We start from the raw sequence: 16540 nt of genomic DNA, 5'->3' as shown, positions 1-16540 counted from the left end.
ATTATTTATCCAAAATATTGGACTCATAATTATCCAACTACAAAGCAACTTCGAAGAAAGATACTTATCTCCTATTTATGAGTGTTACGCTGGTTCAAAATAGCCTCCCTAGGTATTTCAAATACCCATAGTTTAATTATGACAGTATTCTAAATAATGCATTTGTTATATCATCACCGTAAATGGGCACTTAAACACAAAAATAGCCCAATCATATAACTAAGAAGATTGGGCTTCTTATCAAGAATATATTATTAAGTTTGTGTTTTTACAAAATTGTCATAATAAGGCTTAATTATTTTTATACCAGTAAATCAATTTTTCTCGGATGTTTATTAGTTACTATACCTCTGCCGTGTTTTTCTATTCAGTTTTTCTTTTAGCTGCACTCATTGTTGTTCCATCAGAGATACCTAATCCAATTTTTTTTATTCAGCAATCTAAATCTTCTGAACTTATTTGCCATTCAAATGTACTCGTATTTTGTTTTGCTTCTTTAGGGTTTCTGACTCCTACAATAGCTGTAGTTACAAATGTTTTAGAAGAACTCCAATATAAAGCAATTTGAGCAAGTGGTTGTTTGTTCTTTTCACTAAGATCATCCATAATTTCAAGCAACTTAATGATTTTTTAAAACTTTGGTTCATGATAATAATCATAGAATGTCAATCGTACATCATCTTGAGATCAATCTGGTTTTGTCCGAATAGTACCAGTAAGAATCCCAGACGCCAATGATCCATAGGTCATTGTACCTATTCCTTGTTCTTCACACCATTGCAGAAGTAGTTTGCCATCTACAATTACCATGCTACATGGTAATTGTAGAAAATCAATTTGCGCATATTGTTTAGCTTCTTCAACCCCAGCTTTATAAAAATTTGACATTCCGATAAAACGAATTTTCCCAACTTATTTGAGGTGATTTAATACTTTCATTGTTTCTTGAATAGGTGTTTTTGGATCAGGCCAGTGTACAATATAAATATTAATTGCATCACACCTAATCTTTTCAACGACTGATCGCACTCTTCTAAAACGTTATCATAACTATTATCGTTAATGATACTTCTATTAGATGCATAACTAACTCCAAATTTTGTTGCAACTAGTACTTTCTCACGATATCCGTTTTAAGTGCTGTTCCAACGACTGATTCAGAATGACCATCTGCATAAATTGGTACTGTATCAATGAGATTCACTCCTTGATCAATCATTGCATGAATTGCAGCAATAGAATCGTGATCGTTGACTTCTACCCACATCTGATCACCAATGGCCCACGTTCCAATAGCCATTTCTGTAATAGTAACATCAGCTTTTTTAAATGTTTAAATCTCATTATTTACCTCCAATAGTTTAGATTTTTGAAATTTCAAATTTTTCTATTATATTGAACTTTTAGAGTCGTTTTTTAGTAAAAAAAAATATGTCTATTTAGGTTGCACTTTTCCACCATTCTTTTAATAAAAAAAAACATAATGAAAAAAATAACAAACCGATGAGGAAATCTGACAGTAAATATACACTTAGAATAATAGCTCCAACTTTAATTATTAGTACAACTGATCTCATAAGCAAGCCAAGAGCAACGAAAAAAAAGATAAGTACAACAACTAGAGCAAGTGTCTTAGAAGATGATTGTTCAAAAAGAATCCTACTGATAAAATATTTATCCAATAAATTTATTGGGATAAAGAGGATATATGCCAAAACTGAACCAATAATCTTAATGAGTGAACCTATTTCGGTTATCAAAAACAATTTTTTCACTCCCTTCAAAATGATTCTACCACATTTGCACATGTCTTTAAAGATATGTTCATTTTAAAATTCATTCACTTTATAATATTCAGAGGTTTGTTGTGATATACTTTCTTACGAAGGGACGGTTTCATGAATAAAAAAGGGATCGATGATTTATTTGAGCAAATCAATTCACAAGAGGATTTAGACTATCTTTTAGATAAATTAACAGAATCAAAAAAACAAGATTATCTATATTACTGGTTACAAAACAATCTTTTAACAAGAAGCGAAGCTAGGTCATATACGGATCAATCATATACTGCGATCGGCCAATCCATTAGAAATGGTTTACTATTTCCTTTTTTTTCAAAAGGAGAAGGTCCAGGAAAGGTAAATTTATTTCTAAAAAAACAAACCATCGAGTATGGTGAGAATAAACGAAAAAACGTTCCAAGAAAACCTGAGAAAAAATAGTTCTCAGGTTTATTCTTTCTCTTGAATTACTTGTTTTACACTTTCCTTTTTTAATGCATCTAATTCCATTTCACGTGTTATCTCACGCTGCCGCTTAACTTTTTTATCTAGTTCTTCCTGCTTAGCAAAAGGTTTCTCAATCGTCTTCTCTGCACTGCTAATCTGTTGAAGAGTATCTAGTATAACTTCTTGAGTAATTTTTGCATTTTCAGCCACCTTGTTCGGTAAGTTCATTAACTTGGTAATATTTCCGGTCCCTGTTTCGATATTAAATCCAGTACGATAGATGGACTCACCTTTTAGAACAAGATGGTCTTGAGTCGTACTCCTTTCTATAACAACTGTTAATCCCCTAAAACTACCAATATCAATTGTCGCATTCCCATTATGATCTACTGTTGTTAAAAAATATTTTGCTTGAATTTCATCAAAAGCTTCTTGTCTTTTTGAAAAATACTTTCCCTTGATCGTCATTGCGAACTCCTCAATCGGATTCTTTTTTAAAGTCTTTTCATCAGCCTCATATTTTCCCAGCATCTCCTTCGATCTGGCTAACTTATTAGGATAGGTAATTCTCAAATCTTGATCCAATCGACTTCGTTGATTCTCCCACTGCGATCGCAACAGTTTCAACCGAGTGACTTCATTATCGATAGACATTTTTTCAGCCAACAAAGGATTTTCTGTAGCAATCGCTTTTACTTCACTCGCTGATAGAACGGTTTCATCCAAGTCTTCACAAGATCTAGAAATACTTTTTCCAGTCATAACTTGCGAAATATATGTTAGCTTTTGCTCCTGAATTTGCCAGAGGTAGCTATCAAAGGTCCCTTTTGTGACGTATCGATAGATAGCAACTTCTTCATTTTCATTCCCTTGTCTCAAAATTCGTCCTTCACGCTGCGTCAAGTCTGACGGTTTCCAGGGGCAATCAATATGGTGTGCTGCGATTAATTTATTCTGGACGTTGGTTCCGGTACCGACCTTTTGTGTACTACCAAGAAGTATGCGAATATCTCCAGATCTCATTTTTTCAAAAAGAGTATCCTTCTGAAGATCCGTTTTCGCGTCATGAATAAAGGCAATTTCTTCTGCTGGAATACCTTTTTCCATCAATTGGTCTTTGATTTCATCATAAACATTGAACTCATTTGGTTTTGGTGTACCTGCATCTGAAAAAATCATTTGAGTGGAGCGTTTTTCTGAGTTCTCTTTCCAAATGTTGAACACTGTGTTGCAACAAACACTCAATTTTGAATCGGACTCTCTAGGTTGACTCGGATCAACTAACCGACTATCTATCGCCATAAGTTTTGCTTCGTGGGTCAGTTTCAACATATTGTCTTCTCTGGGATTGACCATGCCATTTCGAATCTTTTCAGAACGTGAGACAAATTCATCCATCATTTGGTCTTGAAAAGCCGTTTTATTGGTGATGATCGTTTGAACTTTCTCACCTTTTAGTCTTGGAATAGGTAGATCCAACATATCTGAAGTTTGAATGTCGGCCACTAAGTTAAACATATTCATCAGCTCCGGCAAGTTATGAAATTTACTGAAGCGATCCCGCATCCGATACCCATTTGCTTCTGGAGTGATCTCTAAAGAAGAAACCACTTGTCCAAAAGTAGCAGCCCAAGAATCGAATGAACTTAAGCCCCGGCGAGTCAATTCTTGTGGTTGGAGAAAATACTGCATCACATACATCTCACTCATGGAATTCGAGATCGGTGTCCCGGTCGCAAAAACAATATTGGATCCCTCATGTTTTTCTTGAATATAGCGGACCTTGTTTAACATATCCGTTGCACGTTGACTATTTGATTTACCTATTCCAGCCACATTTTGCATCTTTGTATAGGTAAATAAATTTTTGTAGGTATGTGCTTCATCAACAAATAAAAAATCGACCCCCAATTGTTCGAAGGTCAATAAGTTATCTTTTTTATCCTCATTGTGTAAACGTTCAAGTTTGTCTTCAAGATTTTCCTTGAATTTCTCCATCTGTTTGATCGACCACCGCTGACCATCATTGTCATATAGTTGCTGAACAATATTAGTTACTTCATATATCTGATTACGAATCATTTCCTCCTGACGCTCTTGACTCAACGGAATTCGCTCGAACTGACTATGACCAATAATGATCGCGTCATAATCACCAGTCGCAATCTTAGAAACAAACTGATTCCGATTGTCCTTCTCAAAATCTTTTTTAGTCGTGATTAGAATATTCGCACTAGGATAGAACGTCAAGATTTCTTTTCCCCATTGTTCGGTTAAGTGATTAGGCACTACATAAAGTGGCTTCGAGATAATATTGTTTTTCTTCAAATACATTCCTGCACTTAGCATCGCAGCTGTTTTACCGGCACCAACCTCATGCGCCATAAGAGCAGAACCACTATATAGAATACGTGCCACTACATTTTTTTGGTGAGGACGTAAAGCCATTTGAATATTCATATCATCAAAAACTAAAGAGTCTCCGTTATAAGTTCTTGGTACTATATTGTTAAACTTTTCATTGTAGATTTCTAGAAGATGTGTACGACGCTCAGAATCAGAAAACAACCATTGTTTGAACATCTCTTCAATTTCCGCTTGTTTTTCCCGAGCAATCATTGTCTGTTCAGGATTCAGCACATATTTATATTTATTGGTATCCTCATCAAGAACCTTATCGTTTACTTTTACTTGTTGAAGATTCAAAGCAGCTTCTATAATTTCGTAGGCATTCTTTCTGGCAGTTCCAAACGTTTTACTCGAAAGCACATCCCCTGTCTTGCGACTTACACCAACCACTCGCCAAGAGGCATTATGGTCTAAGTAATCAATAAAGACTTTCCCTACTCCAGTTCCTCTCTGGTAATTGGACACTTCCAACAATTGATACATGAACTGATTATAATACTCCAAAGGAATCCATGGAGATCCTAATTTGAAATCAATATCACCGGCTTGTAAGGGAGCTGGCTGTGCAGCTTCCAGGGCAACAACATTCTTTTCATACTGTTTCTTCAGCTCTGGATCACTTTCTCTAGCAGAGGACAATGTTGCAACGGTTAATTTTTCTTTGACATTTCCCGTTAAATATTCATCGCAGTATTCCCATGATTTTTCGAGTCCAAGCGATTGCAGTTTTTGTGGATTCAAAAAAATCTGACCTTCTAAATCTTCGATTATTTCTTCAATTGAGTGATTTGGATAAATAGATTGAATAAATGGAAAATCTACACGTGCAGTTTTTGCCAAAGATAGCTCCAGAGCCTTTGATGAAGTATCTACTTCGGAAATAACTGTAGGCGGTTGGATTGTCGCTTTAAAAAAGATTGGCTGCTTCACAAAAGTATTGCTTTGTTCTTTTTCAATTGAACGCAGTAATGGGTATTGGTCATCCATCCTCAAGTCTCGAATATTTTCTTTCGTGTTGAAAAATCCGTATCTTGCTGTAAATCGATCATAAGAAGTATTCAATTTTTCCAGTTGAGCGTTTAATTGCTCGGGAGTATAGATTCCTTGTTGTAATGCAATAACATCATTTAGTACTTCTTTGACCGTTAGCATCATCTGGATCTTCTGTTGTCGCCGGCCTTGCGGGATAAGATCGTATTTCCCATCTGTATGATGATAAATGATCGTTGAGTCAATTTCTAAAAACGTAAACTTTCGAGCGTCTGAAGGAACATCGATATCTTTCGGTTTAAGCGGCTCAATCGAGGGGATTGATCTTGAGAAACGGTTGTTAACTGGTTTACTCGTTTGTAGAAATTCTTTATCTTCTATGAAAGATTGAAAAGCATTATGAAGCTGTTCTCTAAATGGCGTTTCATTTTTAGGTAATATATCCATTGTTTGTCCATGAAAATTCTTAATGGCAATATCCCCTAAAATGTGAGAGGGATTTTCTACAAAATATCGATTCATATGAATTTCAGAGAAATCAGGGTGAGGAATAGATTCTGTCCAGGTTGGTGGCTCATAAGCTTGCGTCATTTTACTGTATGATTTTTTTTGGAACAATAAAATATCAGAAATTACTTGAGTTCCAGCAGCTTGTTGAAAGGCAGTTTTTGGCATGCGAATTGCGCCTATTAAATTGGCACGCTTTGCTAAATATTCTCTTGCTCTATCAGTTTTCTTATCCATTAGAGAGGCTGAGGTGATTACCATCATGACTCCATTTTCTTTTAATACATCGATTGATTTTGCCAAAAAATATTCATGAATTGGAAATCTATGTTGATCATATTTCTTATCTCGAATCCGTATATTATTAAAGGGCACGTTTGTAATCACAGCATCGACTTTTTCAGTAATTTCTACATTTTCGTAACCAGTTTGATAAATCGTAGCATCAGGCAATAGTAGTTTCGCTATTCTACTTGTCAAAGGATCAATTTCTATTCCGATCTGTTCTGTTGATCGTAATTTCTCAGGAAGATTCATAAAGAAGTTTCCAGTGCCCATACCTGGATCTAGCAATTTCTTTTGAGAAAAATCCCCTATCTGATTTAACGCTGCATACATCTCTTGAACGATTTCAGTCGAAGTATAAAAAGCAGTCAGTACCGAGCTTCGAGCTTTTTCATATTCCTTTCCCGGTAATAATAACTTCAACTCTTGATATTCCTTTTGCCATGAAGAATCTCGCTCATCAAAAGCTTCTTGAAGTCCTCCCCACCCGCTATATCTTACTAGAATATCCTGATTCTCACGGCTAAGGTCTAATTCGCCTGCCTCCAACTGATGAAGTGTGAGAATGGCACGAATATTGTCTCTAAACTTTTCTCTTTTACCAATGCTGTATTGGTTTGTTGTGTCCAGATAATAGTTTTTGCTTTCTTGTTTCTTCGTCGAAATTTCATCGCTTGTTGTATCATCAGAAAAATCGAAATCAAAAAGATCGAAAGGCTCATTCAGCTCATTTCCCTCACCTTGATCACTAACTGACTTATTTACTATAAGTTCATCTGCGAGTGATTGGGGAATTTCGGCTGGAATGATTTCATCTTTCGGATTACTAGTTTCTTCAATTTCAACTTCACTTTCAGGCTCAAAAAAAGGAAGCAGAATTTGACTATCTGCTTCCTTTTCAGGTTGATCTATGGATTGTTGATCTGACTCTGAATCTCTAGGATCACTTGTTCCCTCACTTGAGATTGAATCACTTTCAAGTGATTCGACAACTGTAACGAATTCTCGGTGTTCGGGTATGGATTCACTTTCAGCGCTTGTTGCTCTAAGTTCATCTCCTGATTGATCGCCCATTCCTGGAGATTGTGTAGGTACTCCATCAAGTCCCCCTCCGTCATGAGGTTGGTGTATCGGAACGGATAATTCTCCTTCAGATATTCCTTCGCGATCATTCCATAATCCTGAAGCGGTTGATCGAATTCTTTCTGGTTCGACATCTGTACTAAAGGTGTGTTCATGATTTTTTTCCTCCTCTTTTTGTAATTCTTGGTGAATTGAGTAGATATGTTGCAACATTTTCTGAGACACTTCAGAGATAACAACTCCGACATTATTTAACTCAAATCCCGGTTTATAATCACGAATTTGTTCCAAAACAAAATCATCCGAAATAGTTCGAAATGAATTTATTTTTTTACCAATAACAAAGTTCACAGACTCTGAAATAAATAGCTTGGTTTGATCTTGCCGAATAAAATTTGCAGTATCTTTATCCGCATAATACTGAACACCATGATCAATTAAATCATAGAAACCAACATCCCACCGATTATCCGGAAGCGATTCGGAAAAAGTTTTTTGATAAAATACTTCTACTGCTTTTCGAGCATCATCAATTGATAGTGACCAGTCCGGAAAGGAGATTTCTTCTCCGTATGTTTGACGGTAATCAAAGAGCTGCCGAATGGAGAAACGATCATTGAGATCTTCGAATAGGATAATACTTGACTCGTTTCTCTTAATCATCCGTCCCAACTCATTCCAAGTTTGAAAATCAGCCAAATATTCTACGTTTGGATTCTGATCATAAATCATCAATTTTTCAGGAAATGTATACTTGTGTACTTGACTACTAAAGTCTAAAAATGATTTCCATTCATCGACTGAAGAATTGATTTGCTTTGTGACATTTTGATAGATTTCATTAAATGTTTGTGGTTGAGCCATTGATTTCCTCCTTTACCTTCTTACACTGGACGATCATTTTTCATTCAACCATTTTACCAAACATATCTTTTAAGATATGTTTAGTTTTACATAGATTCGTATATTTAGCAACTCTTTTATTAGAGATAGAGTTGAGTAGCTTATAATTTAAACTTTTTTATTTCACTAGTTGGTACGGCTTTGTTTTTCTTTTCTGACACAATTGCTAATTCTATTCATAGCTACTTAATAAGCAATCATTAGGCGAATGTTTTTTTATCGTTATCAAAATAATTCATTCCTGGCCTACAGAACTATGCAACTTCTCCGTTAACGGACTTTTTGTTACCTTGTTTCATTATTTTTTTTTATGGTACAATTTTCTAAAATCATTTTGGAGGTTCTATTATGAAAATTGGAATTGTTTCTGCTATGGAGTTGGAAATCGAACCCTTGATAGAAAAGCTACCTCCTGTACAAATATTCGAGTATCTAGAAAGAAAATTCTATGTTTCAAACCAAGGCAACCATCAATTTATTTTACTGTGCTCCGGTCAAGGTAAAACGAATAGTTCCATTTATACCCAAGTGTTACTTGAAAAGTTTTCTCCAGAGTTGGTTCTTAATATAGGTATTTGTGGAGGAATATCGTCCAGTTCTTCTTTATCAGATATTTACATTGGAAAGAAATACTGTCATTACGACATTCGAAAAAAACAATCGCAACTCAAATTTCCTAATCAACTCTTTTACGAAGCAAATGAAGATTTAATTCATTCATTCTCAAAACATGATCCATCATTAAAAATGGGTATTTTTGGTACAGGTGAAGGTTTCGTCACCACTTCTGAACAAAGAAAATCTTTAATTAATGACTTTCATATTGATTGTGTTGACATGGAATCAGCCTCAATAGCTCAATGCTGTTTTTTGAACAAAATAAACTTTTTATCCATACGTATTGTTTCTGACATAGCTAATTCACAAGCAGCCAACATTGGAGAAACGAAACAAAAAAAGTTGATGACAAAAATCTTTAATCTAATATGCTTAATTTACAAAATAGACTAAACTTTCTATTTAACTATTCATTCATGCTCTTCTCCTTGATGGCCCCAAATTACTAAACTTTTGAATTATTAAAGAGGGGCATAAGTCAATCTTCGAAACTTACTAATTTGAATAAAATTTTTGTCTAATCTAAGTAACGTTTAACACTAATCAATTTTGATTTACGATCATCCTAAAAATACTTCTCTGTTGATTTCACGATATGCTTTCCTATTCAAATTATGTTGACGATCATATTCCAATCGCTTCATCACTTGGTGAACTTGCTTTTCCAATTTTTCTAGATCAAAATCATTTCTTTTCCCATTGTTGTTGATTCCTGATTGATAAACTTTTGACTCAATTCTTATTCTTTCTTGATTGGCATAAACAAAATCAAAATTACTTTTTTGTGTCTGAGAAACATCAAACATTGGAATGGAAATATAATCAATGAGTTCTTTGGTTCCTCCCTCTTCAGAAAATACTGGCGCAAGTATATAGACGGGGCGTTCTCTTTCTGCAGGTTTTACTTCTCGTCCAGATAACTGCCACTGATTAGGTCCGAATATGAAAGTGGCACTTGGTAATTGCTTTCGTATCTCATCCTGATTGATTGTAGAAAAGGTTGAGATATTTTTTGATCCCTCTTCATAGTGAGGAACTTTTTTTGTGCTCGTTTTATTCCTATTTGATTTCTCTGAATGCTGCATTACAGATCCAATCTTTTTGATACCTTCACTTGAACTATTGGTCTCTGTTACTTCAATCCCGGGTATCGCATTTGATTGGAAACTCTCTTTCATTTTTTTAAATTTTTGATCTCTAGTTTCTTTGATGGATTTCTCAAAAGAGGAGATCTGTTCTTCAATAGGCCTTTGTTCTTTACTCAGTTCCTCTAGTCGTGAATTGAGAAGTTCAACTGCACTGGAAAATGTCGACTTTTCAACTGGCAACTCATTAAAGTCTTGTTCCAATGAAACACTATCAGGTATGGAAAAGTTTTCTTGCTCAACGAGCGGCTCATGATCGATTAAATTTTCCATGTAGTAGTCGTAACCTTCATCTGAATCACTGGTGAAAATTTCATCTGGTGAAGGAAGTGAACTTTTAACGCATCGCTGCTCTATCTCTAGTTGCTGAACATCCGATAGTGTCAATTTTCCAATTGGTCTTGCCTCTGACTTAGTTTTCTCCAGCTCACTGAATTGTCTTAGAATCGCATTTCCCAAGGATGGATAAAGACCATCTTTCCCAAAAATTTTATTCTCTAGGTAAGTTGGTTTGTTTTGAGGATTTCCATATGCTTCTTCATATTTTTGACTGATAGGCTTGAGTGTAGCTATAAATTCTTGGAGCTCATTTTTCATGTAACCATTCAAGTACATCGTGATTAACTCATCCAGTTCTTTTTTAAAGTTCAGGCCAGCACCATACCCATACTTCCACCGGCTACGATTTCTTGGTAGTTTTTGCTGGAGGGAGAACACCTTTTCACTGAAAATACCATCCATGAGTGAAGGAAGGTTTTTCCTGCCTGCACTGATTAAGCTTTTCATTTCATAGTCAACAATCGCAAGATCATCTTGCATTGCCAACAGGTGATTTACGAACTTACTTTTTGTTGCGTTGATGTTTCGAATTTTGATCTTTCCTTTGAACTGCCAGCCGCTGTTGTTGGGATTCTTTTTATCTTCATAGAAGATCCACTCTCTTGTTGGATTTTTTTCTACCACTCCGACATGAACATGAAGATGCTTAGTATTGAAGTGAATACTACCGACCCACTCAGCCTGCAGCCCTTCTTTATGAATCAAACTGTTCATCGCTTCTCGTGTCGCATCATAGATTTTTTCTTCAAGAACTTCATTATTATTTGGATTCATCAACCCATTTTCAACGAGCCACTCATTACGAAAGCTGAAGACCAGCTGCCATAAAGGCGAACCGTTTTCCTGCCCATCGATGAAATATTTCTTTGTATACTGGAGAACCTCTATCGGTAGCCGATCATAGCTTCGATTGAATAACGATTTCGTTTTTAATGGGTTGGATAAATAGTCTGTGTACCGATCAAACATTGTTTCATCTGCACCCTCAATAAAATTCTTTCCATCTGTGTCATTGAACGCATTGAAGCGGTGAAACTTTTCATTTCGCACCGCTTCCGTTCGACTCATATAATCAATGTATCCCTCAAAGGATTCTGCATAAGGCATGACAAATGCGCCTGTCAAAATGACACCCGCAGATTTTTGTTGACTCAACTACTTCGCCCTGCTTTTTTATCTTCTAAATGTTTAACGATCTCCGCATTTTTTCGCATTAATACGTGCTTCTCAGATTCGGTAATCGCAAATGATTTTCGCTCATCCATAGAGATAAAATTATCGTAATCATTGATCTCACAGATGGTGTTAAGGACATTCAACAGGATAAATTGAGATTCCATAATTTCGTTTAACATATTTTTGTACTGGCGTAATAAAGACAGCACCTCATTCTCAAATTGAGATTGCAACAGTTCACCTTTCATATAGGTCTCGACCAGTTCTTTGATGAATACGCCGCGGCCACCCAACACTCTTGACTGACAGATTTCATCAATGGTCTCTAGAATTTCTTCATCAATATAAAAATTTGCTTTCTTATTTCCCAGTTCCATCGCCTCCTTCGAATAATTCTGGCGGTAATTTGATTAGTCCCAGCTCTATATTCAGTACCAATGCTTCAAACATTTTTTCCATTGCCGTTCGATTGAGCGCCAGGGCCTGACGATACAGTGCTGCCGTTTCTGTTTGATACTCTCCATTTGCTACTTCTGTCAGAACCTCATTCAAGTATTCTTCCCGACTCTGATACCCTTTTTCCTTCGCCTGTTTTGTCAGTTCAGTTGGTACTCGATCATCGTCAAACCGTATTTCAACCCTTGCCATGTTGATAGTTCACCTACCTATTTTTATCTCTCAGTTCTTGGCACTCGTTTAATCCCTCCTGTTTTGTGTAAGAGCATAAGGGGTTCTTCCGGGAGACAAGCTCCCGCCCTTGCAGTGCAAGGGGAACCCGTCCGGATGAGATTTGCTGATTCTTCCCATTTACTCTACACATTCTTCCCAGATGACACACAACTTCTTGAATGATGCCACCCATTGTAGAGTGAGATTGACCCCATTTTTTTTGATCAAGAAAATCATTCTTCGTCGGCTAAATATTTTGATTGTCGATTACGTTCAATTAATTTTTGTTTCTTCTCTTTTAATTGATCTGATTGTTTTTCCATATCAAGAACAGCGGTCTCATAGGATGAAATTTCACGATGCAAATTATCTATTTCAGCGTCAGTACTCTTCTGCTGCTCCTCTGTTTGGAAGGCTTTTTGATCAGTTAATTCTCCAATTTTCTTGATAAATAATTGAATCTCCTTATCAAGAACATCGCAATCCTCTTCGATTTTTTTGAGAAGTTTATCAACATTTTTCATTTCAATTTCTGTCACTTGGATAATGTACGAATCCATGCTTTTCTTGGCTAACTTCTTATCAGTAGACATCTTTCGATAGTCGAAAATGAAGGTGGCTTGTTCTGTTTTTTCTTCTTTCTTTTTGATTATTTCTTCTACATTTTCAACATCATAGTTTGTATTGAGTTTTGGTTTTTCAACTGATGTATAGCCAAAATCTATGACCAGTTGCCGCCACTTATCAGGAATTTTATTGATCTGTAGTAAGTAGTATTGATCGTGTATTTTTGAAAGCTTAGAAGAAACAAGTACTTTCGTCTCATTCTCACCGACAACCGCTTCATAAGTGATTCCGACTTCCGTAACTGGTTGATCCACTCGTAAAATTATTTCCCCGTAGTGCGTTTTTGGATTGATGGTTTTACCAACGATCATCACTTCTGTCTTTCCTACTTCCGCCACGCTTTTCTGTCCTATTCCGGCATCGACAATGACACTATCATCACCGAAGATTGAACGACTGGACACAATGAAAATCAGACCAAATATCGTTAGAAAAAGCATACCTACATAAAACATGGACTCTCTATTTGGTCGGTTCCATTGCCTAAATAAAAGTGAAAACACGCCTCGAAATACTTTAGGAAAACGATCCATTTGCTTTTTTATCATGACAATCTCTCCTCATTACGAAAAGAAAGATTCCGGCATTGGTTGATTCAGTAAACGCATTTCCGCTTGATCAATCTGCCAAATATCTTCCTCATTTTTAGTTAAGCTCAACTGAACAATCGTTTGAGCGTTCATCACTGGTTGATCAGGATAAATAGTCTGATAAAGCATGAAGCTCATAACAGTTGCTTTACCCGTTACAGAGTCAAACTTTGCATAGTTTGTTGTCCGAACCGCTTTGGTTTCAGCAATATCTGTCCCTTCTTGGTAGCTATAATCTTTTAACAATTTCTTCTTTCCTACCTCAGATAAAAATGGCATTAGCTGTTCCTTTTTTTCTTCATTTGAAGTCTTTGGATGGTTGGTAAAAAAGGCTGAGATGAAGGCTGAACAGGTCCTAGATATCGCATCATATTCTTTCTGATTGTGGGTGGATCGCTCAATAGATTTGTTTTTTTCTGATATTGATGTAGATTCTTTTCTCTCGATACTATCGATGGATTGTTTGGAGTCATTGATCGTTTTCTTTGTCGTAGGTTCGGTATGTTCCCCAAGAAATGCCAGAATAATGACACCGAATACTAGACCTATAACGACTCCGAAAACCCCAGCGCCGATTATTTTTTTCATTGTGATGGCTCCTTCTTTTCACGTCGCATAAGTTCCATTTTTTCGTCTGATTCTTTGGCAACTTGCATCATACACATGATGACAACACCACTGATGGAACCTAATCCGAATACGATAAAATGACTGAGAATAAACATAAAATTTCCTCTTTTCTTAAATTTTTTTGTTTGGCTAACGAACTAATCTTCGAACTCCTGCAAAATGTTTTTTCCAATATTCATTCGACCAATCGTGATAACCAACTCCACTTGAATTACTTCCATACATCAGTGAGTCGCTAAGGTAAAACTCAACATGAGAAATAAAATCTGGTGACCCATAAGTCCCGCGGAAAAATACTAGATCTCCTGGTCTAGCCTCACTTAACTGAACGGGTGTAGTTAAGTCCCATTGACTCACTGTATAAGAAGGAAAAATAATTCCTTTTTGCGCATACGCCCACGATATGATTCCACTACAATCAAACCCCATGCTAGGATTTTTTCCCCCGAAGACGTATTTTTGACCTTGATAAGGTAAAATAGTGGCTAATATTGGTTCAAAGTCTCCGATATCTGGAGGCACCGTTTGATTCTTCAAGTACCGCCATACATTATCAATATAGTTAATATCCCCATAGCTACTCCATCCTATTTTTCCCGCTTGTATTGCAGAAAAAGAGATAGCCAACTCTTTCGAGTATTTATGATCTTTTGATTGCGCATAGGAGATAAATCCCGAACCAAAGTTGTATGCTTGAACAGCAGTTTTAAGCCGCTCCTCACTCTCTTCTACTCGCTTGTCACCAATCGCTTGAATGTTCTCCCAAAGAACTTTTACACCCTGTTTGATGCTTTGTGACTTGTTAATAGTGTTAGGAGAAAGGCCTAAGCTCTCACTCGATTGCATCACATCTTCAACTCGCCCGCCGCTTTCCTGCATACAGATGGCTAACAATAAATCAATGTAGGATTCTGGCATCCCGATCTCTTTCATTGCGGATAAAAATTCTTCTCTTAAGGCAAGAACTTCCGTTGATAAACCAGTAGCAGTATAGTCATTTCGATCGCTCGTATTTTGTGACTCAATAGCAACACTCGTAAATTCAGAGACAACACCATTAACCAGAACAAACATCATCCCAAAAGCAGCAACAACAGCGACAACCTTTCTTTTCAGGTGTTTCATTTAACGCTCACCGCCTTCCATCACCGGTTGTTTTTCTAGAAGATTCTTGCGGAGTTTCTGAGCTTCCGAGTATTCTTTCTTCTTCAATTCTCGACTCGCTAAGTGCCCTGTTCTCTTGTACTCCAACACCTCATTCCAATCGCCATCTGGAATTTTGGGAAGATGTGTTTTTAGCTTATAATCCCTATCATTCTGTGGAGTAGTTGAATAGTTTTTTTCAACTTTCTCAATAAAATTTTTGGCTTCATGGTCATTGTTCACACACAAAATGACATTGAGTTTACTATCTTCTGGATACGCAGATTTGATCTCTTTGATACGTTCCTCGACAGACTGCCATTTCATGCCAGCCATGGCGTGAAAGAAACAATTCTTGGGAAATCTCCCCTGATACAATTCGAGATAAGAGAGAGCTTCTATGGGTGCTTCAAAAACAAATAAATGCTGCTCAGTTTTGAAATCCAATCCAGCAGATAAATAAAAGCCACCAGTATGCTTACTACCGGTGGCAATTCCTTTAAAAGTGGCTCTTTTTAGTTTTTCTTTCGTTAAGTCATTGTAGTTAATTCGCTGCTTTACAGGCTTGCGAAAGGTACCAACTACATCTGCACCAACAACCGTTTGATTGCCTGATGGGCGGAACTCATACCACTTAAACAGCAGGTTATTCTTGCTATCAGAAGAAAGAAATTTTTGCTCTTCCAGAAAAGAAATCAAATCAGAACTAATGTAGCGAGATGATAAATACTCTCTCCCTTTATCGGTCAACTTTTCTAAATCTTTTTCACGCCAATTGTCCATAGAGAAAGGTATTTGCGGATCATTTTTCTTAGACTGATAAGTGACCGTTACTTGATTCTGACTGCGGAAATCGAGCAGTTGCTGAACTGTTTGCTCATAGGGTTCATGAAGGACACGCATCGCAAATTCGATTGCGTTATCAAAGGAAGATAATTTATCCTTTCGTGTTTCATCATACTGTGAAAACCAAGTAACTACTCCAGTCTTAATGTTTGCTCGCATAGAATCATGGGCTACATGTTCATAGGTTTTTCCACTTACTTTCTCAAACTTCTCGCCACGAGAAAGAAGGTATTCAAACATATTGGTTCCTCTGGCATAGCGTAACTGTCTCTCCGTAAATACGTTTATTTTCTCAACCAATCAACCACCTTCCTTACAAAACATATTTGAACAAGATGTAACAGAGATA

Annotated in this window: 12 protein-coding genes and 1 pseudogene; 2 read left to right on the top strand and 11 right to left on the bottom strand. The window is 36.5% G+C overall.

Annotation, left to right across the window (positions count from 1 at the left end):
* Positions 1-432: 432 nt before the first annotated feature.
* A pseudogene (locus KQI58_RS22825) lies at positions 433-1029 on the bottom strand (aldo/keto reductase).
* 79 nt (positions 1030-1108) lie between these two features.
* Complete coding sequence (locus tag KQI58_RS22820; RefSeq protein ID WP_253296009.1) at positions 1109-1300, bottom strand: aldo/keto reductase; 192 nt, start codon at positions 1298-1300, stop codon at positions 1109-1111.
* A gap of 598 nt (positions 1301-1898) precedes the next feature.
* Here KQI58_RS22820 and KQI58_RS17090 point away from each other — a divergent pair.
* Complete coding sequence (locus KQI58_RS17090; RefSeq protein WP_216410211.1) at positions 1899-2225, top strand: hypothetical protein; 327 nt, start codon at positions 1899-1901, stop codon at positions 2223-2225.
* A gap of 9 nt (positions 2226-2234) precedes the next feature.
* On the opposite strand, the gene KQI58_RS23295 is transcribed toward KQI58_RS17090, so the two are convergent.
* Entirely contained in the window at positions 2235-8369 is a 6135-nt protein-coding gene (locus KQI58_RS23295; protein ID WP_216410210.1) for an SNF2-related protein, read from the bottom strand.
* 387 nt (positions 8370-8756) lie between these two features.
* Between KQI58_RS23295 and mtnN the strand changes: the two genes are divergently transcribed.
* On the top strand, positions 8757-9419 hold the full coding sequence (gene mtnN, locus KQI58_RS17080) for a 5'-methylthioadenosine/S-adenosylhomocysteine nucleosidase (RefSeq protein ID WP_216410209.1): 663 nt from the start codon (positions 8757-8759) through the stop codon (positions 9417-9419).
* A 167-nt stretch (positions 9420-9586) separates the two neighbouring features.
* Here the strand turns inward: mtnN and mobP2 are convergent, their stop codons facing one another.
* The 8 genes from mobP2 to KQI58_RS17040 all read right to left on the bottom strand — a co-directional run bounded on the left by mobP2 (position 9587) and on the right by KQI58_RS17040 (position 16491).
* Positions 9587-11665, bottom strand: a complete 2079-nt coding sequence (gene mobP2, locus KQI58_RS17075; RefSeq protein WP_253296008.1) for a MobP2 family relaxase — start codon at positions 11663-11665, stop codon at positions 9587-9589.
* Complete coding sequence (locus tag KQI58_RS17070; protein ID WP_127978946.1) at positions 11662-12063, bottom strand: hypothetical protein; 402 nt, start codon at positions 12061-12063, stop codon at positions 11662-11664. Before KQI58_RS17070 ends, mobP2 begins: the two co-directional genes overlap by 4 nt.
* Positions 12047-12334 carry a hypothetical protein gene (locus KQI58_RS17065; protein WP_216410208.1) on the bottom strand — a complete coding sequence of 96 codons (288 nt, stop codon included), beginning with the start codon at positions 12332-12334 and terminating at the stop codon, positions 12047-12049. The genes KQI58_RS17070 and KQI58_RS17065 overlap by 17 nt, the downstream gene beginning before the upstream one ends.
* Positions 12335-12588: 254 nt before the next feature.
* Complete coding sequence (locus KQI58_RS17060; protein ID WP_240667967.1) at positions 12589-13530, bottom strand: hypothetical protein; 942 nt, start codon at positions 13528-13530, stop codon at positions 12589-12591.
* A gap of 15 nt (positions 13531-13545) precedes the next feature.
* Positions 13546-14160 carry a DUF3021 domain-containing protein gene (locus KQI58_RS17055; protein ID WP_216410207.1) on the bottom strand — a complete coding sequence of 205 codons (615 nt, stop codon included), beginning with the start codon at positions 14158-14160 and terminating at the stop codon, positions 13546-13548.
* Positions 14157-14297 (bottom strand): DUF3789 domain-containing protein, encoded by a 141-nt coding sequence (locus KQI58_RS17050; RefSeq protein ID WP_127978943.1) that lies wholly within the window; start codon positions 14295-14297, stop codon positions 14157-14159. Before KQI58_RS17050 ends, KQI58_RS17055 begins: the two co-directional genes overlap by 4 nt.
* A gap of 34 nt (positions 14298-14331) precedes the next feature.
* Entirely contained in the window at positions 14332-15327 is a 996-nt protein-coding gene (locus KQI58_RS17045) for a bifunctional lytic transglycosylase/C40 family peptidase (protein ID WP_216410206.1), read from the bottom strand.
* A complete protein-coding gene (locus KQI58_RS17040) occupies positions 15328-16491 on the bottom strand; it encodes a toprim domain-containing protein (RefSeq protein ID WP_216410205.1) in 1164 nt (387 codons plus the stop codon).
* Positions 16492-16540: the final 49 nt, after the last annotated feature.

The organism is Enterococcus raffinosus (genome assembly GCF_018917525.1).
In the GTDB taxonomy this organism is placed as follows: domain Bacteria; phylum Bacillota; class Bacilli; order Lactobacillales; family Enterococcaceae; genus Enterococcus_A; species Enterococcus_A raffinosus_A.
This window is presented reverse-complemented; position numbering and strand designations above follow the sequence as displayed.

Coding starts and splice junctions, on each gene's coding strand:
- KQI58_RS17050 (WP_127978943.1), bottom strand. CDS start 14,297: ATGTTTATTCTCAGTCATTTTATCGTATTCGGATTAGGTTCCATCAGT.
- KQI58_RS17045 (WP_216410206.1), bottom strand. CDS start 15,327: ATGAAACACCTGAAAAGAAAGGTTGTCGCTGTTGTTGCTGCTTTTGGG.
- KQI58_RS23295 (WP_216410210.1), bottom strand. CDS start 8,369: ATGGCTCAACCACAAACATTTAATGAAATCTATCAAAATGTCACAAAG.
- KQI58_RS17090 (WP_216410211.1), top strand. CDS start 1,899: ATGAATAAAAAAGGGATCGATGATTTATTTGAGCAAATCAATTCACAA.
- KQI58_RS17055 (WP_216410207.1), bottom strand. CDS start 14,160: ATGAAAAAAATAATCGGCGCTGGGGTTTTCGGAGTCGTTATAGGTCTA.
- KQI58_RS17060 (WP_240667967.1), bottom strand. CDS start 13,530: ATGATAAAAAAGCAAATGGATCGTTTTCCTAAAGTATTTCGAGGCGTG.
- mtnN (WP_216410209.1), top strand. CDS start 8,757: ATGAAAATTGGAATTGTTTCTGCTATGGAGTTGGAAATCGAACCCTTG.
- KQI58_RS22820 (WP_253296009.1), bottom strand. CDS start 1,300: ATGGCTATTGGAACGTGGGCCATTGGTGATCAGATGTGGGTAGAAGTC.
- KQI58_RS17065 (WP_216410208.1), bottom strand. CDS start 12,334: ATGGCAAGGGTTGAAATACGGTTTGACGATGATCGAGTACCAACTGAA.
- KQI58_RS17070 (WP_127978946.1), bottom strand. CDS start 12,063: ATGGAACTGGGAAATAAGAAAGCAAATTTTTATATTGATGAAGAAATT.